The sequence below is a fragment of the Pseudomonas sp. TMB3-21 genome, from assembly GCF_054898145.1.
This window is the reverse complement of sequence record NZ_CM142718.1, coordinates 4727040-4750004: the sequence shown is the minus strand read 5'-3', so window position 1 is coordinate 4750004 and position 22965 is coordinate 4727040. Positions and strand designations below refer to the sequence as shown.

General features: G+C 58.9%; 21 protein-coding genes. 4 read left to right on the top strand and 17 right to left on the bottom strand.

The features are described from left to right. Nucleotides 1-3 precede the first annotated feature (3 nt). The 5 genes from ACYZTS_RS21525 to ACYZTS_RS21505 form a co-directional block, all read right to left on the bottom strand. Nucleotides 4-1023, bottom strand: a complete 1020-nt coding sequence (locus ACYZTS_RS21525; RefSeq protein WP_461991922.1) for a branched-chain amino acid aminotransferase — start codon at nucleotides 1021-1023, stop codon at nucleotides 4-6. A 315-nt stretch (nucleotides 1024-1338) separates the two neighbouring features. Continuing rightward, entirely contained in the window at nucleotides 1339-2721 is a 1383-nt protein-coding gene (gene lpdA, locus ACYZTS_RS21520) for a dihydrolipoyl dehydrogenase (RefSeq protein WP_461991920.1), read from the bottom strand. A 3-nt stretch (nucleotides 2722-2724) separates the two neighbouring features. Next, complete coding sequence (locus tag ACYZTS_RS21515) at nucleotides 2725-4008, bottom strand: dihydrolipoamide acetyltransferase family protein (protein ID WP_461991918.1); 1284 nt, start codon at nucleotides 4006-4008, stop codon at nucleotides 2725-2727. Next, complete coding sequence (locus tag ACYZTS_RS21510; RefSeq protein WP_461991916.1) at nucleotides 4009-5067, bottom strand: alpha-ketoacid dehydrogenase subunit beta; 1059 nt, start codon at nucleotides 5065-5067, stop codon at nucleotides 4009-4011. Between the two features lies 1 nt (nucleotide 5068). Continuing rightward, a complete protein-coding gene (locus ACYZTS_RS21505; protein WP_461991914.1) occupies nucleotides 5069-6304 on the bottom strand; it encodes a thiamine pyrophosphate-dependent enzyme in 1236 nt (411 codons plus the stop codon). Nucleotides 6305-6490: 186 nt separating this feature from the next. Here ACYZTS_RS21505 and bkdR point away from each other — a divergent pair, with 186 nt between their 5' ends. Both bkdR and ACYZTS_RS21495 read left to right on the top strand, forming a co-directional pair. Then, nucleotides 6491-6979, top strand: coding sequence for a Bkd operon transcriptional regulator BkdR (gene bkdR, locus ACYZTS_RS21500; protein WP_028621883.1), 489 nt, complete (start codon nucleotides 6491-6493; stop codon nucleotides 6977-6979). A 130-nt stretch (nucleotides 6980-7109) separates the two neighbouring features. Further along, complete coding sequence (locus ACYZTS_RS21495) at nucleotides 7110-8861, top strand: PI-PLC domain-containing protein (RefSeq protein ID WP_461991912.1); 1752 nt, start codon at nucleotides 7110-7112, stop codon at nucleotides 8859-8861. Here the strand turns inward: ACYZTS_RS21495 and ACYZTS_RS21490 are convergent. After that, complete coding sequence (locus ACYZTS_RS21490; protein ID WP_461991910.1) at nucleotides 8848-9711, bottom strand: MBL fold metallo-hydrolase; 864 nt, start codon at nucleotides 9709-9711, stop codon at nucleotides 8848-8850. The genes ACYZTS_RS21495 and ACYZTS_RS21490 overlap by 14 nt on opposite strands. A 158-nt stretch (nucleotides 9712-9869) precedes the next feature. On the opposite strand from ACYZTS_RS21490, the gene ACYZTS_RS21485 reads away from it, so the two are divergent. After that, a complete protein-coding gene (locus tag ACYZTS_RS21485; RefSeq protein ID WP_461991908.1) occupies nucleotides 9870-10670 on the top strand; it encodes a sulfite exporter TauE/SafE family protein in 801 nt (266 codons plus the stop codon). A gap of 3 nt (nucleotides 10671-10673) precedes the next feature. Here the strand turns inward: ACYZTS_RS21485 and ACYZTS_RS21480 are convergent, their stop codons facing one another. The 9 genes from ACYZTS_RS21480 to copC form a co-directional block, all read right to left on the bottom strand. Next, nucleotides 10674-11543, bottom strand: a complete 870-nt coding sequence (locus tag ACYZTS_RS21480) for an aldose 1-epimerase (RefSeq protein WP_461991906.1) — start codon at nucleotides 11541-11543, stop codon at nucleotides 10674-10676. Between the two features lie 162 nt (nucleotides 11544-11705). Beyond that, a complete protein-coding gene (locus ACYZTS_RS21475; protein ID WP_028621887.1) occupies nucleotides 11706-12986 on the bottom strand; it encodes a TRAP transporter large permease in 1281 nt (426 codons plus the stop codon). Continuing rightward, entirely contained in the window at nucleotides 12987-13514 is a 528-nt protein-coding gene (locus ACYZTS_RS21470) for a TRAP transporter small permease (protein WP_028621888.1), read from the bottom strand. A gap of 78 nt (nucleotides 13515-13592) precedes the next feature. Further along, nucleotides 13593-14564: a TRAP transporter substrate-binding protein gene (locus ACYZTS_RS21465; protein ID WP_028621889.1), complete on the bottom strand. Its 972-nt coding sequence runs from the start codon at nucleotides 14562-14564 to the stop codon at nucleotides 13593-13595. Between the two features lie 65 nt (nucleotides 14565-14629). Then, a complete protein-coding gene (locus ACYZTS_RS21460; protein ID WP_461991903.1) occupies nucleotides 14630-15517 on the bottom strand; it encodes an SMP-30/gluconolactonase/LRE family protein in 888 nt (295 codons plus the stop codon). Nucleotides 15518-15561: 44 nt separating this feature from the next. Continuing rightward, a complete protein-coding gene (locus tag ACYZTS_RS21455) occupies nucleotides 15562-16377 on the bottom strand; it encodes an NAD-dependent epimerase/dehydratase family protein (protein ID WP_461991901.1) in 816 nt (271 codons plus the stop codon). A 286-nt stretch (nucleotides 16378-16663) separates the two neighbouring features. Beyond that, nucleotides 16664-17959, bottom strand: coding sequence for an OprD family porin (locus tag ACYZTS_RS21450; protein WP_461991899.1), 1296 nt, complete (start codon nucleotides 17957-17959; stop codon nucleotides 16664-16666). A gap of 201 nt (nucleotides 17960-18160) precedes the next feature. After that, nucleotides 18161-19018, bottom strand: a complete 858-nt coding sequence (gene copD, locus ACYZTS_RS21445) for a copper homeostasis membrane protein CopD (RefSeq protein WP_461991897.1) — start codon at nucleotides 19016-19018, stop codon at nucleotides 18161-18163. A gap of 3 nt (nucleotides 19019-19021) precedes the next feature. Then, a complete protein-coding gene (copC, locus tag ACYZTS_RS21440) occupies nucleotides 19022-19390 on the bottom strand; it encodes a copper homeostasis periplasmic binding protein CopC (RefSeq protein ID WP_028621894.1) in 369 nt (122 codons plus the stop codon). A gap of 140 nt (nucleotides 19391-19530) precedes the next feature. On the opposite strand from copC, the gene ACYZTS_RS21435 reads away from it, so the two are divergent. Further along, nucleotides 19531-20151, top strand: coding sequence for a TetR/AcrR family transcriptional regulator (locus ACYZTS_RS21435; RefSeq protein ID WP_461991895.1), 621 nt, complete (start codon nucleotides 19531-19533; stop codon nucleotides 20149-20151). A 129-nt stretch (nucleotides 20152-20280) separates the two neighbouring features. Here the strand turns inward: ACYZTS_RS21435 and preA are convergent, their stop codons facing one another. Both preA and ACYZTS_RS21425 read right to left on the bottom strand, forming a co-directional pair. Continuing rightward, nucleotides 20281-21552, bottom strand: a complete 1272-nt coding sequence (preA, locus tag ACYZTS_RS21430) for an NAD-dependent dihydropyrimidine dehydrogenase subunit PreA (protein ID WP_461991893.1) — start codon at nucleotides 21550-21552, stop codon at nucleotides 20281-20283. After that, on the bottom strand, nucleotides 21553-22920 hold the full coding sequence (locus ACYZTS_RS21425; RefSeq protein WP_461991891.1) for an NAD(P)-dependent oxidoreductase: 1368 nt from the start codon (nucleotides 22918-22920) through the stop codon (nucleotides 21553-21555). Nucleotides 22921-22965 lie beyond the last annotated feature (45 nt).

Sequence of the window (22965 nt, the reverse complement as noted above, 5' to 3'; positions counted from 1 at the left end):
AGATCAGACTTTGACGATCCATCCAGCCGGCGCTTCGATGTCGCCAGTTTGTACACCGGTCAGCTCTTTGTAGAGCTTCTGGGTGATCGGGCCAACTTCGGTTTCGCTGTGGAACACGTGCAGGTGATCGTTGTAGCGGATGCCGCCGATCGGGCTGATCACGGCGGCGGTACCGCAGGCGCCGGCTTCCTTGAAGTCCGACAGCTTGTCGATGAACACGTCGCCTTCAATCACTTCCATGCCGAGACGGGAACTGGCCAGTTCGATCAGCGACAGGCGGGTGATACCCGGCAGAACCGATGGCGACTTCGGCGTGATGAACTTGTTATCGTGGGTGATCCCGAAGAAGTTGGCCGAGCCGACTTCTTCGATTTTCGAATGGGTCATCGGGTCCAGATAAATGCAATCTGCGAAGTTCTCTTTCCTGGCCTGGGAACCCGGCATCAGGCTGGCGGCGTAGTTGCCACCGACCTTGGCCGCGCCGGTGCCTTGCGGGGCTGCACGGTCGAAGCTGGAGATCAGGAAGTTATGCGGGGTCAGGCCACCCTTGAAGTAGGCGCCGACTGGAATGCAGAAAATCGAGAAGATGAACTCAGGCGCAGTACGCACGCCGATGTTGTCACCCACGCCGATCACGAACGGACGCAGGTACAGCGCGCCGCCAGTGCCATAAGGTGGAATGAAACGTTCGTTGGCGCGAACCACCGCTTTGCAGGCTTCGATGAACTGTTCGGTTTCCACGAACGGCATCAGCAGACGTGCACAGCTGCGCTGCATGCGCTGGGCGTTCTGATCGGGTCGGAACAGGTTGATCGAACCGTCTCTGCAACGGTAGGCCTTCATGCCTTCGAAGCATTGCTGCCCATAATGAAGGGCAGTGGAGCCTTCGCTGATGTGCAGTACATTGTCTTCGGTCAGGGTGCCTTCGTCCCACGAGCCGTCACGCCAGTACGACAAGAAACGCTTGTCAGTCTTGATGTAGTCAAAACCCAGCTTGTCCCAATTGATGCTTTCGTTACTCATGACACCCTCTATCACTGAACAACCGCCGAAACGGTTCAAGGCTTCTGACATATTTTGGATGGGGACAACAATACTTCATTCCGGGCCTGTTTCGCAGCCGGACTATCGCCTGAATGGCATATTTCTTAGCCTGCTATGAAATAAACCTCGATCCCTGGCGACACCAAACCCTGTGGCGAGGGAGCTTGCTCCCGCTCCAGTGCGCAGCGCTGGTAAAGCCCGGCACTGCGGTGTATCAGGCGCAACCGCAGTGAAGCAGTTGTGGTTGCTTCGCAACCCAGCGGGAGCAAGCTCCCTCGCCACAATTGATCGCGTTTACAAGTGCAACGCGTGACCGAGCGCTCGCAACGCGGCTTCCTGTACCGCCTCGCCCAACGTCGGGTGCGCATGGATGGTGCCAGCGATGTCCTCCAGTCGCGCGCCCATTTCCAGGCTTTGCGCAAACGCGGTCGACAATTCTGAAACGCCAACCCCCACTGCTTGCCAGCCGACAATCACGTGGTTGTCGCGACGCGCCACGACCCGCACAAAACCGCTTTTCGATTCCAGCGTCATCGCCCGACCGTTCGCGGCGAACGGGAAGTTCGAAACGATGCAGTCCAGACCCGCTGCCTTGGCGTCGTCCGGCGTCTTGCCGACCACAACCAGCTCCGGATCGGTAAAGCACACCGCCGCAATGGCGGTCGGGCTGAACTCGCGGGACTTGCCGCTGATCAACTCGGCCACCATTTCGCCTTGAGCCATCGCCCGATGCGCGAGCATCGGTTCGCCGCTCAGGTCGCCGATGGCGTAGACATTGCGCATGCTGGTTTGGCATCGACTGTCGATCTTGATCGCCGAGCCGTTCATGTCCAGATTGAGCGCTTCAAGATTCCAGCCTTGGGTATTCGGTTTACGACCGACAGCCACCAGAATCTGATCACTTTCCAGATTCATTGAACCCCCGTCGGGTGTCGAAACCTGCAGAATATTTCCAGCAGCATCAAAGCTTTGAACGCTGTGCTTCAAGTAAAGCTTCACGCCGAGTTTTTTCAGTTCGTCATGCACCGGTTGCGTCAGCTCAGCGTCGTAAGCCGGCAGAATTCGATCCTGCGCCTCGACCACGCTGACATCCGCGCCCAGCTTGCGGTAAGCGATCCCCAACTCAAGACCGATATAACCACCGCCGACCACGATCAGCCGCTTGGGAACAGCCTGAGGTGCCAGCGCTTCGGTGGAAGAAATGACCGCGCCGCCAATGGGCAACATCGGCAGGTTCACACTTTTTGAACCGGTGGCCAGCACCAGGTGCTCGCATTGGATCCGCGTGTCGCCGACGTCAACCGTTTTGCCGTCAATGACCTTGGCCCAGCCCTGAATGACCTGAACCTTGTTCTTCTTCAACAGCGCCGCGACGCCGGTGGTCAGGCGGTCAACAATACCGTCCTTCCACTCGATGCTTTTGCTGATGTCGAGGGTCGGCGCCGAAACGCTGATGCCCAGCGCCGAATGCTGGCTGTGCTGCTGTGTCTGGTGAAACTGTTCAGCCACGTGGATCAGCGCCTTCGATGGAATGCAGCCGATGTTCAGGCACGTGCCGCCCAGAGATTCGCCTTCCACCAGAATGGTCGAAATGCCCAGTTGGCCAGCGCGAATAGCCGTTACATAACCGCCGGGGCCGCCGCCGATGATCAGCAGTGTGGTGTGCAAAGTCTGCATCGTTTACTCCATGAACAGGGTGGCGGGTTGTTCCAGCAAGCCACGAATGGCCTGGATGAATAGCGCCGCGTCCATGCCATCGACCACGCGGTGATCGAAGGAGCTGGAGAGGTTCATCATCTTGCGGATCACGACCTGGCCTTTGACGACCATCGGCCGTTCAACGATCTTGTTCACGCCGACTATCGCTACTTCCGGCAGGTTCAGCACCGGGGTGCTAACGATCCCGCCCAACGCGCCGAGGCTGGTCAGGGTGATGCTCGACCCCGAAAGCTCGTCGCGGTTGGCCTTGCCAGTGCGCGCGGCCGTGGCCAGGCGCGAAATTTCCGCCGCGTTGTCCCATAGGCTTCGGGCTTCAGCGTGACGCACCACGGGCACCATCAAGCCGATGTCGGCTTGCGTGGCGATGCCCACATGCACCGCGCCAAGGCGGGTGATGACCTGCGCTTCGTCGTCATAACGGGCGTTGATCTGCGGGAAGTCGCGCAGGGCGACGACCAGGGCGCGTACCAGGAACGGTAACAACGTCAGTTTGCCGCGCGTGGCGCCATGTTTTTCGTTGAGGTGAGCGCGCAGTTCTTCAACTGCGGTCACGTCGATTTCTTCGACATAACTGAAGTGCGCCGCACGTTGAGTGGCGTCCTGCATGCGCTGGGCTATCTTGCGGCGCATGCCGATCACCGGAATCTGTTCTTCATCGTTGCGCTCGGCGTAAGCGCTGGCGGCGGTCGATGCGTTTGACTGACCCGCAGCCAGATAGGCATCCAGGTCTTCATGCAGCACGCGACCGGCCGGGCCGGTGCCGCGCACCAGGCGCAACTGGATGCCGAGGTCGAGCGCATGTTTGCGCACAGCCGGCGAGGCCAACGGTCGCTCATCGGCTTCGCGAGCGACTATCGGACCAGGGCAAACCGCAGCGCGTGGCGATGCCGTGGCAGCCACAGCGGGTTTGCTTTCAGCCACTGGCTCAACTTTTGGCGCAGGAACCGGCGCTTCTTTCGGAGCAACCGCCGCCGGCTGAGCCGACTCTCTCACATTGCCCGCGCCTTCTACTTCGATGCTGATCAGCACACTGCCGACCGCCATGACTTCGCCCGGCACACCGCCCAGCGCAATCACCTTGCCATGCACCGGCGATGGGATGTCGACCATCGCCTTGTCGGTCATGACATCGGCCAACACCTGATCTTCCACGACCATGTCGCCGACCTTGACGTGCCACACCGACAATTCAACTTCTGCAATGCCTTCACCGATGTCCGGCATTTTAATAACGTGCGTGCCCATTCAGACCTCCATAACCCGTTTCAACGCCGCGCCCACTCGGGTCGGCCCTGGGAAATACGCCCACTCTTGCGCGTGCGGGTAGGGCGTGTCCCAACCGGTGACGCGCTCGATTGGCGCTTCCAGGTGATGGAAGCAATGCTCTTGCACCAGGGCGACCAGTTCGGCGCCGAACCCGCAGGTGCGGGTGGCTTCGTGAACCACTACGCAGCGGCCAGTCTTTTTCACCGATTTGACGATGGTTTCGAGGTCCAGCGGCCACAAGCTGCGCAGGTCGATGACTTCCGCGTCGATGCCGGTTTCTTCAGCGGCCACTTGCGAGACATACACCGTGGTGCCGTAGGTCAGGATGGTCACGTCCTTGCCCGGACGAGTGATGGCAGCGACGTCCAGCGGCACGGTGTAGTAGCCGTCCGGCACTTGCGCGGCAGGGTGTTTCGACCAGGGTGTGACGGGACGATCGTGGTGGCCATCGAACGGGCCGTTGTACAGGCGTTTCGGCTCGAGGAAGATCACCGGGTCATCGTTTTCTATGGAGGCGATCAACAGGCCTTTGGCGTCGTAAGGGTTGGACGGCATGACCGTGCGCAAACCGCAGACCTGAGTGAACATCGCTTCGATGCTCTGGCTGTGCGTCTGGCCGCCATAGATGCCGCCGCCGCAAGGCATGCGCAGGGTCATCGGCGCGGTAAATTCGCCGGCCGAGCGGTACCGCAGGCGTGCGGCTTCGGAAATGATCTGGTCTGACGCGGGGTAGACGTAGTCGGCAAATTGAATCTCGGCCACCGGCCGCAACCCATAAGCGCCCATGCCGACGGCAACGCCGACGATGCCGCTTTCGGAGATCGGCGCATCGAATACGCGGGAGGTGCCGTACTTGGTCTGCAGGCCTTCGGTGCAGCGGAACACGCCGCCGAAGTAGCCGACGTCCTGGCCGAACACCACAACGTTGTCGTCACGCTCAAGCATCATATCCATGGCCGAGCGCAGGGCCTGGATCATGGTCATGGTGGTGGTAGTCATGGCGGTTTCCGGCTGAATATTATTGTTGTGATCGTTCATGTCAGATCCCCAACTCTTGACGCTGGCGCTTCAAGTGCTCCGGCATCTCTTTATAGACGTCCTCGAACATGGTCGCCGCGCTCGGGATCTGGCCGCCGGCGAGGGTGCCGTATTGCTCGGCTTCTTTCTGCGCAGCGATCACTTCGGCTTCCAGATCGGCGCTGACAGCGGCATGTTCCTCTTCGGACCAATGGCCAATCTTGATCAGGTGCTGTTTGAGACGCACGATCGGATCGCCTAACGGGAAAAAGCTCCAATCGTCGGCAGGACGGTATTTAGAAGGATCATCAGAGGTCGAGTGCGGGCCGGCGCGGTAGGTGACCCATTCGATCATGGTTGGGCCAAGATTGCGGCGGGCGCGTTCGGCGGCCCAGGCGGAGGCGGCGTACACCGCGACGAAATCGTTGCCATCGACCCGCAGGGACGCAATCCCGCAACCGACACCACGACCGGCAAACGTTGTAGCTTCACCACCTGCGATCGCCTGGAACGTGGAGATCGCCCATTGGTTGTTGACCACGTTGAGGATCACCGGCGCGCGGTACACGTGGGCGAAGGTGAGGGCGGTGTGGAAGTCGGATTCAGCGGTAGCGCCATCGCCGATCCAGGCCGAAGCGATTTTGGTGTCGCCCTTGATTGCCGAAGCCATGCCCCAGCCCACGCCCTGTACGAATTGGGTGGCAAGGTTGCCGGAAATGGTGAAGAAGCCGGACTCTTTCACCGAATACATGATCGGCAGTTGGCGGCCCTTGAGCGGATCGCGCTCGTTGGACAGCAGTTGGCAGATCAGGTCGACCAACGGCACTTCGCGCGCCATCAGGATGCTTTGCTGGCGATAGGTAGGGAAGCACATGTCATCAATGTTCAGCGCCAGAGCCTGGGCGCTGCCGATGGCTTCTTCGCCGAGGCTCTGCATGTAGAACGACATTTTCTTTTGACGCTGGGCGACCACCATGCGGTTGTCGAAGATGCGCGTCTTGAGCATGGCGCGCATGCCTTTACGCAGGATCTCGACCGGCACGCCTTCACCCCACGGACCGAGGGCATTGCCCTGATCGTCGAGCACGCGAATCAGGCCTTTGGCCAGGTCGGCCGTGTCGGCAGGTTCTACGTCGATAGCGGGTTTGCGCACCGTGCCGGCGTCGGTCAGCCGCAGGTAGGAGAAGTCGGTTTTACAGCCTGGTCGGCCCGACGGTTCGGGAACGTGCAGGCGCAACGGTTCGTATGCTGGAGTCATGGCTTCTACGCTCGATCTTGTGAATTTCTTGTAGTGAGCTGACCGTCATTCCACGTGTGATGGAAATCTTGTCCTACAAACATCATAGGCGTCGCGTAGGAGAATATTTCTCTCTGTTTCGTTGCGCTGGTGATCATTTGGAGATAAAAAACCTGCATAAACATAAAAATCAGGTGGTTTTGTCTCATGCGCAAACTGGACCGTACCGATATCGGCATTCTCAACAGCCTTCAGGAGAACGCCCGCATCACTAACGCCGACCTTGCACGCTCGGTCAATCTCTCGCCGACACCCTGTTTCAATCGGGTCAAGGCAATGGAGGAATTGGGGCTGATCCGTGAGCAGGTGACGCTGCTGGATGCCGATTTGCTGGGATTGCACGTCAACGTGTTCATTCACGTCAGCCTGGAGAAACAGGTGGAGGAGGCGCTGCAGCATTTCGAGGAGGCGATTTCGGATCGGCCGGAGGTGATGGAATGCTACTTGATGGCCGGTGATCCGGATTATCTGATCCGTGTGCTGGTGCCGACCATTCAGTCGCTGGAGCGCTTCATGATGGACTTCCTCACCAAAGTCCCGGGCGTTGCCAACATTCGCTCAAGCTTTGCGCTCAAGCAGGTGCGCTACAAAACTGCTCTGCCGTTACCTGCCGGTGGAATGATTCTAAGTAAGTAGTTTTCGGCTTTGTTCTTCATAAAGCAGGCTGGCCTTACATGTCGTTACAGCAGAAGTATTTGTTCTGCATGTAATCCGTTTATATTCGTTCTCCTTGAATCAGGCGCGATGAGCTGTCAGGAGAAATAATATGAAGTATGAAATGTTGGGTGCGGCATCGCTAGACGGTGCTGTATTGGAAAAAGAGTTGCCGGGAGCTAGCATGCCGGACATTGTTTTGTTGGCGAGCGCACTCGATGTTCGACCTGATGATCTGGATGCGAATGGCAACTTGAAAGATTTACCACCTCCCGTATTTGGACCTTACGTAGAAGATGAATTTGAATTCAAGTCCATCCATCCCGGTTCGCTTTTTGACCTCGGGGCCGAAGACGGTGCAGAAATAAACAGCGGTTGGTGTCCGGGCGGCAGTGCCAGTGGTGGGGTCTGCAAACCATTCAATAACAATCGAACTCACTGGATGAGTACGTATAGCGGCGTACGAAATCTGCCAATCCACATGGCGATTTTGCCCGGCACCCATAACTCGGCGTTCGATAAACAGGCTTCCACAGCGCCGAGTTCCGAAGTTTGTCAGGACGTTTCACCGCATGTTCAATTGAATTCGGGTATACGGGTTCTGGATATTCGTGTTCAATATTTCTCGGGATATCCAGTGGGTCATCCCTCACGTTTTTCGATATTTCACAGTACTACCAATGGCAGGACGGTGCAGTACGATATTGTACGAGGCGTTAAATCCTATCATTATGGGCAGGGGTGGGATAGAAGGCGTGAGATTGTAATTCTCGACTTCCACGAATTCAAAAATTTCACTGTCGCCGCTCATGCGGAATTAATCAGTATCTTGAAGACGTCTTTTGGTGATTCTATTATTTCACCTACCTACAAAGAGTTAAGTATTTCGCAAATTTGGCGGTTGCCAGGATATAAGAATACGGTGATCGCCTACAACAATGGCGCACGTGACAGTAGCTTCTGGCCAGGCGTCAACCAACGCTGGATCGGCTCCAACACACCTTCGGAATCGCAGCTCAAGGCATTTATTGATCGTGTCGGGTCGGAAAGTAAACCTGCGGGCGAGCTCCGCTCCATTCAGGCCGCCCGTTATGTTCTGCCTTTTTTTGTACCCAAGGACATGTCCGGTCAACTGATGTCCTGGTTTGCTGCAGGCTCTGCCGGCCACCCCATCATGAAGTATTTCATCATCAATTGTGATTGGTCTCTGCGTCATAGGCTCGTCGATAACATCATACATTCCAACTATTTTCGCGCTCAGGCGCTGGGGCTGCAGGATCTCAAGTACCTGAACGCAGGAGATCCAGCGATTCAAGGGACGTCGCCAGTGCGGCACGCAATGCTGAGCATCAACAATCAGCACTGGGCTGCAAGGGTGACGCTGCCGCCGATTGTGGATGACGAGCCGCATCGGTTATTGGTCTGCTCTGACGCGGACGCTGAAATACAGTTGGACCTGCAAGGCAGTGACGTTGCGCTTGAACATGTCACGCTGGTCAAAGGCGATGCCTTAGCGTTTGTGTGTCTTGACGGCTCCCGGCGATGGGCATTGCAGGTTCAGGAATGCACGCCTGCGGAACAGGGTCACAGCATTCCCGCCCCTGGGGATGGTGAAAAATTCATTCGATACGCGATCTCTCATGGCAACTACGCACCGCTGGTGTCGCTGCCGAAGCTGGCAGAGGCAAACAGTGTGGTAATGGTCGTTTCCATTGCATTGTTGGAAACCAGAATCCGCGATGGCCTGGGACCGAATGACTTTGAACATGTCATCCGGCCCGGAGAAACCTGTGCGTTCACTTACGACGCCGAAACTGGTAGTTGGAGCCTGGAGTCAGTAATGAAAAACGTCATAACTGATTGAGCGGAATCTTCAAATAGGTAACGCCATTCGCCTCAGCCGGCGGCATATTCCCCGCGCGCACGTTCACCTGAATTGCCGGCAGCAGCAACGTCGGCATCCCCAGCCCGGCATCGCGCTCGGTGCGCATCTCGACGAAGGCTTCCTCATCAATGCCATCGCGCACATGAATGTTGCTCTGGCGCTGTTCGCCTACCGTCGTCATGCACCGCGATTCGCGGCCCTCGGGCGGGTAATCGTGGCACACGTATAAGCTGACGCTGGCCGGGAAGGCCAAAATTTTGCGGATCGATTTGAACATCTGGCTGGCGTTGCCGCCGGGGAAGTCGCAGCGGGCGGTGCCGACGTCCGGCATGAACAAGGTATCGCCGACCAGGATCGCGTTGCTATCGATCACATACGCCATGTCCGCCGGCGTGTGGCCGGGAACATGCAAGGCGGTGGCCTTGAGATTGCCGATCATGAACGACTCGTCCGGCGCAAACAGATGATCGAATTGCGAGCCATCGCTGCGAAATTCCGGCTCAAGATTGAACAGCGTCTTGAACACGTCCTGAACCTTGCTGATCGACTGGCCTATCGCAATCTTGCCGCCCAGCTCCCACCGAAGGTAAGGCGCCGCCGACAGGTGATCGGCGTGCGCATGGGTCTCCAGCAACCACTGCACCTGCAAGCGATGCTCGCGGACGAAGGCGATAATCTTGTCTGCCTGCGCCGTGCCGGTTCGACCACTCGCTGCATCGTAGTCGAGCACCGGATCGACGATTGCACACTGGCCGCCATCGACTTGATAGATCACGTAGCTGTAGGTCGACGAGGCAGGGTCGAGGAAGGGTTCGATCAAGGCAGGCATGGGAGCAGATTCTTTCTGGGCGAGCCATGAGGGTAAATTCATTTTCCCTGCGTTGACCAGCCCCGAATTAATTCAATGCACTAAAAACCGGCGCGAGCTTTATCCTGTCACCCATCGATACCGGGCGTTCCCGGCTTTTCAAAGATCGTGAGTTTTTTATGCTGCTGGCAAGTTTTTTTGGCGTGGTCATGGGCGTGGTACTCGGCTTGACCGGTGCCGGAGGTGGAATCCTGGCGGTGCCCGCGCTGGTGCTTGGTTTGGGGTTCAGCATGACGCAAGCCGCCCCCGTCGCCTTGTTAGCGGTGGGCAGCGCGGCGGCGGTGGGCGCCCTGGACGGCTTGCGCCACGGCCTGGTGCGCTATCGCGCCGCGTTGTTGATCGCTTTGCTGGGCGCGCTGTTTTCCCCGATCGGCATCTATTTCGCGCATCAGTTGCCGGAAAAAATCCTGATGGTTCTGTTCAGCCTGCTGATGACCATGGTCGCCTGGCGCATGCTGCGCCGCGAGCGCCAGGTCCAAGGTCCCAGCGACCATGGCCACGCCAACTGGGGCCAGAAAAACTGCATGCTCGATCAGCAAACCGGGCGCTTCTCATGGACCGCCAAATGCACGGCGACACTGGCTGCTTTGGGCGCGGTGACCGGTGTGGTCTCGGGGCTGCTGGGCGTGGGTGGCGGGTTTCTGATTGTTCCGGCGTTCAAGCAACTGACGGACGTGCAAATGCGCGGCATCGTTGCGACTTCGTTGATGGTGATCAGCCTGATTTCTGCAATCGGCGTGATCGGCGCCTTTCACGCCGGGGTGCGCATCGATGATGTCGGTGTGGCGTTTATTGTCGCCAGCATCGTCGGCATGATCATTGGCCGCAAGCTTTGCGAGAAGGTGCCGGCGCGGGCGTTGCAGATCGGGTTCGCGAGCATTTGCCTGGCGATTGCGGCTTGTATGCTGATCCGCGCTTGAAGCTCAGAGTGGGCGGTAGTGCAGGGCGAACGTCAGCTCAACCGACTGCCCTTGCTCCAGCAGCCGCAACCCCGGCCGGCCGGGCAAGTGGTGCGCATTGACTGGATGGCTCACCGGTTCGATGCAGAAAAAACCCAGGTCCAGCGGGCAATAGAGCAGGTAGTAATCGCTGCCGCCGGCCTGGCAGTCCAGCGCATAACCGAGGTCCGGTTGCTCGATTCGGCAGCGGCCATCCCATTGGCAAAAACCGTTATCGACCAGCGTGTCGGGTAATGCTCGCAGCTGATCAAAATCCCATTCGCCGGGCAGTTTGCTCAGTGCTGTCGGTAACCTGGAAGCGTCGCACAACCAGACCTTCTCGGCCTTCGCTTGCAATCGCGTGTTCAATGTCCGCGGGAAATACGGGTGCAGACCAAGACCGTGCCACGCAGCGCGATCATCCAGATGAGTCACGCGCAGCTCAATGCTCAAGCGACCGTCGCTCAGCAGAAACCGTTGCCGGGCGCGGTAGGCGAATGGCTGGGAGCTGTCGAGTTGCAGGACAATTTCATCATCGGTTTGGGACAGCACCTGCCACGGTTGCTGCCAGGCACTGCCGTGAATGGGCAGCGCTTCGGTGAGGCTGTTGGGCGTGAGTGCCAGCCAGCCGTCCGGACAATCGAAGCCGCCTTCGGCGATGCGATTGGACCACGGCGCCAACGGAAAACAGCCCAGCTTGTTTGCCAGGCCGGTGTTCGAAGCTTGCGCATTGCTGTGACGAAACAGCGGCTGACCGGTGCCGAGGACCGTCCAGTTGACGATGGCACCGCCGCGTTCGGGGGAGAGGGTGAGGCGGGTGAGCGAGTCTTCGAGTTCGAGAAGTGTTGGAGTCATGTCAATCCTCAAATCCACCGATGCCTGTTTAGCAGCCTGCGTCCGTCTGCGCAGCAGTCGTTGAACCAGTCCATGCGGTCAGTCAGATACATGCGTTGGCCAAATAACGACTGCTGCGCAGCCGGACGCAGGCTGCGCCAGCTGCTACAGGTTATGGATGGATTACAACACCAGATTCGGCAACCACAGCGAAATAGCTGGAATGTAGGTCACCGCGATCAGCACCAGGAACAGTACGCCGTAGAACGGCAGCAGTGCTTTTACGGTACTTTCAATACTGACTTTACCCACGGCCGACCCCACAAAGAGCACCGCGCCCACCGGCGGTGTTATCAATCCAATCCCCAGGTTCACCAGCATGATCATGCCGAACTGCACCGGGTCCACGCCAATGTCCAGAATCACCGGCATCAGGATCGGCGTCAGGATCAGGATCAGCGGCGCCATGTCCATCACCGTGCCGAGCAACAGCAGCATGACGTTGATGCACATCAGGATCACGTAACGGTTGTCCGACAGGGTCAGGAACATCGTGGTGATTTTCGCCGGGATCTGCATCAGCGTCATGATGTAGCCGAAGCTCGCCGCGAAGCCGATCAGGATCATCACAATCGAAACCGTGCGTACCGTGCGGTGCATCAGCTTTGGCAGTTCGCTCCACTTGTAGTCACGGTAGATGAACATGGTCACGAAGAACGACCATAGCACTGCAATCGCCGCCGATTCGGTGGCGGTGAAGATACCCGAGAGAATGCCGCCGAGGATGATGACCATCGCCATCAGGCCCCATAAGGCTTCGCCGCAGATCTTCAGCGCCTGGCGCATCGGAATCACTTCGCCTTTAGGGTAGTTGCGCTTTTTAGCGAAGATCAGGCACAGCACCATCAGGCACGCGCTCATCATCAGGCCGGGAACGATGCCGGCCATGAACAGCGAGGCAATCGACACGGTGCCGCCCGCGGCAAGCGAGTACAGCACCGAGTTGTGGCTCGGCGGCGTCAGCAACGCTTGTACCGAACCGCTGACCGTGACCGCGGTAGCGAAATCACGTGGATAGCCACGTTTTTCCATTTCCGGGATCAGCACCGAACCTACCGAGGCGGTGTCCGCGACCGAGGAACCCGAGATCGCGCCAAAGAATGTCGACGCCATGATGTTGACCAGCGACAACCCGCCGCGGACAAACCCGACCAGCACACCGGCAAACGCCACCAGGCGCCGCGACATGCCGCCCTCGGCCATGATCGCGCCCGCCAGAATGAAGAACGGAATCGCCAACAGAGAAAACTTGTTCACACCGCCGGCGACTTGAATCATGACCGCCTGGTACGGAATATCGATCCACCACGCGCCGATCAGGGCGGCAAGGCCCAGGGCGTAAGCGACCGGCATGCCGATCACGATCAATGCGATGAAACTGCCCAACAGAATCAGAGCGTCCATTTATGCGGCACCTTCGCTTTCTTCAACCAGGTCGAAACGCACGACCCGCCGGTTGCTCTGGTCACCGAGCAGAAGTTTTTCCAGAACAAACAGCAAGGTCAACAGGCCGCCTATCGGGATCGGCATGTAGGTAATGCCCACGCGCAGGGTGGGCAGCGCGCTCATGAACTGGTTCCAGGTCGACATGCAGAGCTTGGCGCCCCAGATGGTCATGAACAGGCAGATGGTGGCCATCAGCAGTTGGGAAACGATGCTCATGGTATTGCGCAATTTCGGCGACATGCGGTCGGTCACCATGGCCACGGCCATGTGCGCACCGGCGCGATAACTGGCGGCGGCACCGATGAACGTGAACACCAGCATCATCAGGATTGCGACGGGCTCCGGCCAGCTTGAGCCGGTGCCGAGGACGTAGCGAGCGAAAACGCCCCAGGGAATGATTAACGCGATGGCTAACACGGACAGACCGGCCACCCAGATGCAGGACATGTAAATCCTGTCGTTAATACGCAGCAGCAAATTCTTCATCGGGTTCCACCGTAACCGGGCGCACGCTGACTGACATCTGTGTCAGCGGCGCCGGGCCTGCTTGATTGCTATAGAGATTTATTGAACGGCTTCGATACGCTTGAGCAGGTCAGCGTATGGCGCACCGTATTTCTGGCGGACCGACGCGGTGGCGTCATAGAACGGTTTTTTGTCGACGGTGATGAACTCGACGCCGGCAGCCTTGAGCTTCTCTTCGCTGCTGGTGGATTTTTTGTCCCACAGCACGCGCTCCTCGGCCTGTGCGGTTTTGGCGGTTTTCTTCACCAGCGCCTGTTGCTCGGGGGTGAGTTTTTCCCAAGTGATTTTCGACATCACGATCGGCTCAGGCAGGATCAGGTGGCCGGTCAGGCTGTAGTACTTGGCGTTCTGGTAGTGGTTGTGTTCAAGCATGGTTGGCGGGTTGTTTTCCGCGCCGTCGATCACGCCCGTCTGCAAGGCACTGAAGATTTCGCCGGTGTCCATCGCGATGCCGTTACCGCCCATGGCGTTGATGGTTTCGATGAACATCGGGTTGCCTTGTACGCGGATCTTCATGCCTTTGAGGTCGGCGAGACTGCGTACCGGTTTCTTGGTGTAGAGGTTGCGCGTGCCGCCATCCATCCAGGCCAAGGCCACCAGACCGAATTCGGAGTTGGTGATTTTGTCGAGGATCGCATCGCCCACTTCACCGTCGATCACGGCACGCATGTGCGCCTGGTCGCGGAAGATGAATGGCATGTTGAACACGTTCACATCAGGCACGACCGGGCCAACGATGCCAAGACTGACGCGAGCCATCTGGATGGCACCGACCTGCATCTGTTCGATGACTTCCTTTTCCGAACCGAGCACGCCGCCGGGGAACATTTTGACGGTCAGTGCGCCGTTGCTGTCGGCCGTGAGGGTCTTGGCCATTTGTTCTTCCGCCACCACGGTTGGATAACCCTTGGGGTGGATGTCGGCAATTTTCAGTTCCAGCGCGTGAGCGACGCTGCTGAAAGTGAAGGCCAGCGGGAGTGCAGCGGCGAGCAAAGTGCGTTTGAAGCCCATGAGGGTGTCTCCAGTGTTGTTATTTTTTTTGTGTTCATTCAAGGCGCAGCGGTGGAGCAGTGTCGCTAGGGATTGAAAACAGGTTCAGCCAGACCTTTCACGCCAGGGTTGAGGGCGAACACACCGCCCGCCAAAGACTGTTCATCCTGATCGCCGCCGGGACGGATCGAGGTGACGAACAAGGTGTCCATGCGGCTGCCGCCAAAGGCGCACATGGTCGGTTTTTTCACCGGCACTTCCAGCGAACGGTCGAGCCGGCCATCCGGGGTAAAGCGGTGAATCAGGCCTGCATCGTTGGCGCAGATCCAATAGCCGCCTTCGGCATCGACCGCAGCGCCATCGGGACGACCGGGGAACTGATTCATGTCGACGAACAGCCGACGATTGGACGGCGTACCGTTGTCGATGTCGTAATCGAAAGCCCAGATCTGTTGAATCAGCGGGTGTGAATCCGACAGGTACATGGTTTTGCCATCCGGGCTGAATGCCAGGCCGTTGGGCACGATGAAGCCGTCGAGTTGCGCGGCGATCGGTCCTTGCTGCCCGGCGCTGTAGCGATACAGCGCGCCCTCGGCGGCATTGGCGCCCATGTTCAACACCATGCTGCCAGCCCAGAAACGGCCCTGACGGTCGCAGCGGCCATCATTGAGGCGCATGTCGGGACGTGCGTGGTCCACGTGTGCCAGCGGTTCGCTGTCGAGGCTGCCATCGTTGTTTGGGCGCAGACGGAAAAAGCCGGTTTCCATGCCCGCCACCCAGCCGCCATCGCGGTGACGTGTCAGGCAGGCGAGCATCTGCGGGGCGGTCCACGCGTCAACGTGGCCAGTGTCCGCGTTCCAGCGTTGCAGGCCGCCGGCCGGAATATCCACCCAGTACAGGGCGTTTTCCTCGGGCACCCAGACCGGACTTTCACCGACCGCGTTACGGGCATCGACAATCAATTCAGCGTGCATGGCAACTCATTCCCTGGGCTTTTATTGTGGGGATCGGTGCGGGTTCAGTCGCCAAACGGGCCGGCCGCGCAGAAGGCGCCGCCCTGATAAACCCGCGCCGGATCATCAGCGGCCGGCATCGGCTGGGCTTCGACCTTGTCGCGAAATACTTCGGAGCTGTCCTTGGGTTTGAACCCGAGCAATGCCGCGTGGCGGTTATCCCACCAGATGTCCTTGTTATCCGACATGCCGTACACCACGGTGTGACCGACGCCCGGAGTCGTCAGCGCACGTTCGAGCAGTTGCGTCAGGTCGCCGAAGCTCAGCCAGGTGCTCATCATTCGGCGGTTTTGCGGTTCCGGGAACGACGAGCCGATGCGGATGCTGACGGTCTCGATGCCATAACGGTCGAAGTAGAAAGAGGCCACGTCTTCGCCGTAGCATTTGGACAAACCGTAGTAACTGTCCGGGCGGCGAGGGGAGAGGGCGTCGATCACTTCATCCTGTTTATAGAAGCCGATGACGTGGTTGGAACTGGCGAAAATCACGCGCTTCACGCCATGCCGGCGCGCCGCTTCGTAAATGTGAAAGACGCCGCAGATGTTGGCGCCGAGGATGTCTTCGAACGAGTGCTCGGTCGACACGCCGCCGAAGTGCAGGATCGCGTCGACGCCTTCGACCAGTTGATGCACGGCCTGCTTGTCGGCGAGGTCGCAGATGACGACTTCTTCGTGCTCGTCACGGGCCGGCGCGATGTTGGCGATGTCCGACAGACGAAGAACGTTGGTGTAGGGGCGCAGACTTTCGCGCAGGACTTTGCCGAGGCCACCGGCGGCACCGGTCAGCAGCAAACGATTGAAAGGGGCTGGAGTGGTAGTCATGAAAGTCCCTGGACACGCAGTCGTTATTAAATTTGTTGTAGGTTGTCGTACGACATAGTCGAAGTATCGTAAGCCTTTCCGGGTCTTGTCAACGCGACTTTGGTGGAAGTTGACGGAGGGTGTCTCACCTCCGAATAGCGATGGACCCGTGGGAGCAAAGCTTGCTCGCGATGCGGTGGGCCAGCCACCAGTGATGGCAACTGACACGGCCCCATCGCTAGCAGGCTAGCTCCCATATTGATCGGGCATATCCAGACATCCGTGTTTAGGTCTGCCCGATAACGCCTTACAACAACGAAAGCGGATAGCTGATGAAAATCCGGTTCTCATCGAATTCGTTGGTGCTGAAGTCTCGGCGAATCGTCGCGTTACGCCATTTCACGTTGAGGTTTTTCAGCGCGCCGCTCTGCACGGTGTAGGCCAGTTCCGATTCGCGGCCCCACTCCTTGCCGTCGGTGATTGCGCCGGTGTGCACGTTGTCGCCGCTGATGTAGCGGTTCATCAAGGTCAGGCCGGGCATGCCGACGGCAACAAAGTTGTAGTCGTGACGCAACTGCCAGGATTTTTCCTTGGCGTTATCGTAGCTGGCGTTGTAGCTATCGTTGGCCAGTGTGCCGCCGCTGGTGCCGTTGACGCGCATCCAGCCACTGTCGCCGCTGAGTTTCTGCAGGCCGACGTAGAAGGTGTTGCCGCCGTATTTGGCCGAGAGCAAAGCGAAGGCGGTTTTGTTGTCGAGGTCGCCGGCCAGTGCGCTGCCGTCTTCCTTGCCGTTGAAGAAGCCGAGGTTGGCGCCCAAGGTCCAGCTGCCGACCGGTTGGCTGTGGCTGACGTTGAAATATTGCTGCTGGTAGATGTCGGACAGTTCCGAATACCAGACGCCGACCAGCGTGCGTTTGTCGTTGAAAGCGTATTCACCGCCGCCGAAGTTGAAGCGGTCCGAGGTGAACGCGCCGCGACCGTTCATGGACATGTCTTCCATGCTCGCATCGTTACGCGGGCTGTTGCCGCGAAACTGGCCGCCGTAGAGGGTCAGGCCGTTAATTTCGCTAGAGGTGATCTGGCCACCGCGAAAGGTTTGTGGCAGCGAGCGGCCATCGTCGGAACGCAGAATCGGCAGCACCGGCATCCACTCGCCGACCTTCAGTTCTGTCTTCGAGACCTTGCCTTTGAGCGCCACACCGAGCCGACCAAAGTTGTCCGCCGGGCGACCGTCGCCATGGATCGGCAGCAACTGGGTACCGCCGGTACCTTTACCGCCATCGAGCTTTTGCGAGTACAGGCCGAGCACATCAACCCCGAAACCCACGGTGCCCTGGGTGAACCCGGACCGGGCGTCGAGAATGAAGCTCTGCGTCCACTCTTCAGCCTTGCCCTGCGGGTAGGCCGGGTTGGTGAAGTTACGGTTGAAGTAGGCGTTGCGCAGGTTCAGCGTGGCTTTGGCATCATCGACGAAACCTGCAGCATTGCCGGTCATGGGCAAAGCGAAGGCTAATCCACCGAGGCCGATCAGGCTCAGGGAATGACGAGGTGCGAAGGCTGGACGGAGACTTTTGACGGAGGAATTGCGGACGAGTTTGATCACTATGACGCTCCCATGCTGCTTTTTTGTTTTTATTGTCGTTATACGTCGTCGTACAACATGGAGGCGATTATTTGCGAGGGTTCAGGGGATGTCAATCAGAAGTTATAGGATGACTGAATGTGATACCTGACTATCACCGCCAACCCGCGTGTGAACCGGAATTTGGGAGCGGTGGGAGCTTTGCCCACTGGGAAATGAGCGTCAGTCGGCAATCATCGGCGGGAGTGTTCCCAACAGCGAAACAGCCGCCACCGCGCCAATGCCCAGTAGCCATTCCAGCATCACGCTGGCCCGTAACGTGCCCAACCGCTGTTCGCAACCTTCGACCTGTATCCGGTTGAACAAGGCCAGCCCCAGCATCAGTGTCACCAGCATCACCTTGATCAGCAGGATCAGTGCAAATCCGCTGAACAACGGCGTAGGCCAGAACTGCCCGGTGAGTACGCGCACGTTGATCAGTCCGGTGATCAGCAATCCTGCAACCAGCGCGTAACCGATCCCGCTGAAGCGACGCAGGATCGCGCGAACATCATGACCGACCGGTTGCCGCAGGATCATAACCAGCCACATCAACCCGCCGAGCCAGGCACCCACGCAAACCAAGTGAACAATCTGATTGAGGATCAACAACTGACCGCTCAACCCGTCAAGCAAGGCGCCATGACCGACCGGTGCCAGTGTGGCCAGGAGCAAGCCGCTGAGTATCAGGCGCAGAGGTTGATGGTTGTGCAGGGGAGCCCATAGCACCGCCATCAACATAACGTTCAGCAACAGGTGCCAGACCCACACTTCTCCGAAAAAAGTCTTGCCCAACACCTTGCCGATCATCTCTGGATCGAACGCCGCGTCCGGCCTTCCCGTCAGGGTCGCAGTGATCAACAGCAGCCAGGCGATGCCGCTGACCAGCGCCACCGCCACCAGCCAGCGACTGATGCGCAGCAGCGACGCATCGAGCGCGCTTTCTCCGCGCGACAACATCGGCTTGAACACCCACGCGCCGAACAGCATCAGCACTACGGTGAAATGCACAAAACGGCACAGCACCATCGCATCCGGCATGGGTTACTCGCCCACCGTAAAACTGTAAGTGCCTTCAAGTTTGTGGGTGTCGACCGACGTCACGTTCCATTTGACCGTGTAATCCCCGGCAGTCAGTGGCGCTGCGGGGGATACGATCAAGGTGTTCTTGTCGCTGCCGTTAATGCTCAGGTTTTTCACCAGAACTTCGTCGCCGTCCCTGGTGAGCGTGACCGTGCTGAAGTCCGCTTCGACGCCTTCGGTGAACACCAGGCTCAATTCTGACGGCGGCGCGCTTACGGTGCTGTCGGCCGCCGGTGTCGAACTTTTCAGATGCGCATGGGCAAATGCCGAAGAAGCGACGAGCAGTGAGCCGAGCAGGGCGGCAGCGGTCAGGGCGGTTTTGAACAGCATCGTGGATACCTCGCGGGCAGGTTCGAAGAAGCGCGCAGTTTACCTTCGAGAGACGGTGTGTACGACGTTTGCTTTTTACGCGGTCGCTGCGACGTAGAGCGGATGCTAGTCTTGGACAACGCTGCAGTCAGGGAGCCCTCATGGGCAATCACAAGATCGAGATACGCCGCAGTAACGTCGAGAAAATTCTGCTGGGGGCCGAGAAAGTCTTTGCCGAAAAGGGTTTCGGCGGCACTGCGATGGCCGACATCGCGGCTGAAGTGCAGCTGCCGCGTTCCAATCTGCATTACTACTTCAGCACCAAAAGCGAGCTTTACAGCGCTGTGTTGTTTGATTTACTCGAGGTCTGGAAGCAGGACGCGTTGTGTTTCGAAATGTTCGACGACCCACGCGTGGTGCTCAGCAGCTACATCCGCGCCAAAATGAACCACTCCCGCAGCCGTCCGCACGGCTCGAAAGTCTGGGCCAACGAAATCATTCACGGCGCACCCACCCTGGGGGAGGCGCTGGACGTCAGCCTGTACGACTGGGCCAAGATGAAGGAAGCGAAGATTCGCCAGTGGGTAGAGGACGGCCGCATCCTGCCGGTGGAACCGTCGAGCCTGCTGTACATGATCTGGGCGTCGACCCAGCATTACGCGGATTTTGATCATCAGGTGAACATTTTGAATGACCACCAGCCGCTGTCGGACATGCAGTTTGAAAGAGCGGTGCAGACGGTGACGAGTGTGATCTTGCGCGGGATTGGGTTGGAGCCGTAGTTAGCAAGTCGCAGGTTGATTAACAGATCGCAGCCTCGTTTCACTCGACAGCTGCTACGCAGATATCCGCGCCCCAGCCGGACCTATGTAGCAGCTGTCGAGTGCAACGAGGCTGCGTTCGTTCAAAGATCAAACCACATGATACGGATTTCTCGGGTCATGATTCCAGTCCAGAAACGGCTTGCCATTCTCCATCGGCACCATCTCGATGCAGTCCTCCACCGGGCAGGTGATCTGGCACAGATTGCAGCCCACACACTCTTCATCAATCACCTCATATTTGTGCGTTCCGTCGATTTGCCTGACGCTGGCCACCGCCTGGTGTGAGGTGTCTTCGCAGGCGATATGGCAGCGACCGCAACCAATGCACGCGTCCTGATCGATCCTCGCGATCACTTGATAGTTGATGTCCAGGTACTTCCAGTCGGTGGTGTTCTCCACCGCGCGACCGGAAAAGTCCGCAAGGCTCGCGTAGCCCTGAGTGTCCATCCAGCGGGACAAACCGTCCTTCATCTCTTCGACAATGCGGAAGCCATGCAGCATCGCCGCCGTGCACACCTGCACCGAACCGCTGCCCAACGCAATGAACTCCGCCGCGTCACGCCAGTGGCCGATGCCGCCGATGCCGGAAATCGGCAGGCCGTGAGTCTGTGGGTCACGAGCAATTTCGGCGACCATGTTCAGCGCGATCGGCTTCACCGCCGAGCCGCAATAACCGCCGTGAGTGCTTTGGCTGCCGACGGTAGGGTAGGCGACCATGCGCTCCAGGTTGACGCTGGTAATCGAGTTGATCGTGTTGATCAACGACACCGCGTCCGCACCGCCACGATGCGCTGCGCGGGCAGCGACACGGATGTCGGTGATGTTCGGCGTGAGCTTGACGATCACGGGTAGCGAGCAGTACGTCTTGCACCACCGCGTGACCTGCTCAACATACTCGGGCACCTGGCCAACGGCCGCGCCCATGCCGCGTTCCGGCATGCCGTGCGGGCAACCAAAATTCAGTTCGATGCCATCGGCGCCAGTGGCTTCCACCAGCGGCAGAATGTATTTCCACGATTCTTCAACGCACGGCACCATCAGCGAAACGATCACCGCGCGATCCGGCCAGTCCTTTTTGACCTGAGTGATCTCCCGCAGGTTGATCTCCAGCGAGCGGTCAGTGATCAATTCAATGTTGTTGAAACCCAGCACTTCGCGATTGGCGCCGAAGTGCGCGGAGTAGCGCGACGACACGTTGACCGCCGCCGGATCCTCACCGAGGGTTTTCCAAACGACACCGCCCCAACCGGCCTCGAATGCGCGAACCACGTTGTAGGCCTTGTCGGTCGGCGGCGCGGAGGCCAGCCAGAACGGATTGGGTGATTTGATGCCAGCGAAAACAATCGACAGATCGGCCATTTACGCAGCCTCCACGTTAAGCATCAGTTGCGCGTTGATCGCCTCGGCGGCGAGTTTGCCGTGCTGTACGGCTTGCACGGTCAGGTCTTGATCGAGACTGGTGCAGTCGCCGCCGGCGTACACCCCAGGAATACTGGTGCGCAGGTTGGCGTCCACTTCAATGCGCTCGCCGATGCGTCTGAGCTCACGAGCCAGCGGGTCGGCGAGGGCACTTGAATCGAAGGCCTGGCCGATGGCTTTGAAGATAGCGTCAGCGGCCAGTTCGAAGGTTTCTCCTGTTGTTAGCAGGCAGCCTTCCACCAGCGTTGTCCGAGCGAAGCGCATGCCGCGCACGTGGCCGCTGTCGTCGAGCAGCACGTCTTGCGGTTGCGCCCACGTCAGCAACCGCACCTGATTGGCTTTGGCGATGTCCTGTTCGTGACCGGTCGCGCCCATGTCCTCGACACCGCGGCGATACACCAGATTGACGTCGCGTGCACCGAGACGCGCCATTTGCACGGCCATGTCGATGGCGGTGTTGCCAGCGCCGAGCACGATGCAACGGTCGGCCAGCGGCAGTTGCGTTAGATCGTCGGCCTGGCGCAATTCGCGGATGTAGTCGGTGGCGGCGAGCAGGCCCGGTGCCTCTTCGCAGGCAAGCCCCAGCTGTTTGCTGGCGGCCAGGCCGAGACCGAGGAACACGGCATCAAATTGCTGATGCAATTCGCTGAGGGTCAGGTTTTCCCCGAGTTTGTGCCCATGACGGATTTCGATCCCGCCGATCTGCAGGAGGAAATCGAGTTCCTTCTGCGCGTAATCGTCGACCAGTTTGTATTTGGCGATCCCGTATTCATTCAGTCCGCCGGCCTTCTCCCGAGCTTCGAAAATCACCACCTCATGCCCGTGCATGGCGCTGCGATGAGCGCAGGACAAACCGGCCGGACCGGCACCCACCACGGCGATGCGTTTGCCGGTAGCGGCCGCGCGCTGGAAGGGGTGGGCCTTGAAGTGTGCGTTGTCGACCGCGTAGCGCTGCAGCAAGCCGATCAAGACCGGCGCGCATTCCTGCGCGTTGTTGCGCACACAGGCTTGCTGGCAGAGGATTTCCGTCGGGCACACCCGCGCGCAGCTGCCGCCGAGGATGTTCGCCGAGAGGATTTTCTGCGCCGCGCCCTGGACGTTGTCCTGATGGATATTGCGGATGAAGGACGGAATGTCGATGTCGCTGGGACAGGCATTCACGCAAGGTGCGTCGTAGCAGTAGAGACAACGTGAGGCTTCCAGGTGCGCCTGGCGTGCGTTGAGCGGCGGCGCCAGATCGCTGAAATGACTGGCGAGAGCGGCCGCGTTTTCGTGCGGGTGCGGTAGATGGTTCAGGGTTTTGATCACGGTGTGGGCCTCAGGGTTGTTGAGGTGCTGCCTCTTGTGGGCAGT

What these genes read in the sequence shown, in the direction of transcription:
- ACYZTS_RS21475 (WP_028621887.1), bottom strand. Translation starts at nt 12,986, where the DNA reads ATGGACGCTCTGATTCTGTTGGGCAGTTTCATCGCATTGATCGTGATC.
- ACYZTS_RS21485 (WP_461991908.1), top strand. Translation starts at nt 9,870, where the DNA reads ATGCTGCTGGCAAGTTTTTTTGGCGTGGTCATGGGCGTGGTACTCGGC.
- lpdA (WP_461991920.1), bottom strand. Translation starts at nt 2,721, where the DNA reads ATGCAGACTTTGCACACCACACTGCTGATCATCGGCGGCGGCCCCGGC.
- ACYZTS_RS21470 (WP_028621888.1), bottom strand. Translation starts at nt 13,514, where the DNA reads ATGAAGAATTTGCTGCTGCGTATTAACGACAGGATTTACATGTCCTGC.
- ACYZTS_RS21490 (WP_461991910.1), bottom strand. Translation starts at nt 9,711, where the DNA reads ATGCCTGCCTTGATCGAACCCTTCCTCGACCCTGCCTCGTCGACCTAC.
- preA (WP_461991893.1), bottom strand. Translation starts at nt 21,552, where the DNA reads ATGGCCGATCTGTCGATTGTTTTCGCTGGCATCAAATCACCCAATCCG.
- ACYZTS_RS21465 (WP_028621889.1), bottom strand. Translation starts at nt 14,564, where the DNA reads ATGGGCTTCAAACGCACTTTGCTCGCCGCTGCACTCCCGCTGGCCTTC.
- ACYZTS_RS21480 (WP_461991906.1), bottom strand. Translation starts at nt 11,543, where the DNA reads ATGACTCCAACACTTCTCGAACTCGAAGACTCGCTCACCCGCCTCACC.
- copD (WP_461991897.1), bottom strand. Translation starts at nt 19,018, where the DNA reads ATGCCGGATGCGATGGTGCTGTGCCGTTTTGTGCATTTCACCGTAGTG.
- ACYZTS_RS21460 (WP_461991903.1), bottom strand. Translation starts at nt 15,517, where the DNA reads ATGCACGCTGAATTGATTGTCGATGCCCGTAACGCGGTCGGTGAAAGT.
- ACYZTS_RS21455 (WP_461991901.1), bottom strand. Translation starts at nt 16,377, where the DNA reads ATGACTACCACTCCAGCCCCTTTCAATCGTTTGCTGCTGACCGGTGCC.
- ACYZTS_RS21435 (WP_461991895.1), top strand. Translation starts at nt 19,531, where the DNA reads ATGGGCAATCACAAGATCGAGATACGCCGCAGTAACGTCGAGAAAATT.
- ACYZTS_RS21495 (WP_461991912.1), top strand. Translation starts at nt 7,110, where the DNA reads ATGAAGTATGAAATGTTGGGTGCGGCATCGCTAGACGGTGCTGTATTG.
- ACYZTS_RS21505 (WP_461991914.1), bottom strand. Translation starts at nt 6,304, where the DNA reads ATGACTCCAGCATACGAACCGTTGCGCCTGCACGTTCCCGAACCGTCG.
- ACYZTS_RS21515 (WP_461991918.1), bottom strand. Translation starts at nt 4,008, where the DNA reads ATGGGCACGCACGTTATTAAAATGCCGGACATCGGTGAAGGCATTGCA.
- bkdR (WP_028621883.1), top strand. Translation starts at nt 6,491, where the DNA reads ATGCGCAAACTGGACCGTACCGATATCGGCATTCTCAACAGCCTTCAG.
- ACYZTS_RS21510 (WP_461991916.1), bottom strand. Translation starts at nt 5,067, where the DNA reads ATGAACGATCACAACAATAATATTCAGCCGGAAACCGCCATGACTACC.
- copC (WP_028621894.1), bottom strand. Translation starts at nt 19,390, where the DNA reads ATGCTGTTCAAAACCGCCCTGACCGCTGCCGCCCTGCTCGGCTCACTG.
- ACYZTS_RS21525 (WP_461991922.1), bottom strand. Translation starts at nt 1,023, where the DNA reads ATGAGTAACGAAAGCATCAATTGGGACAAGCTGGGTTTTGACTACATC.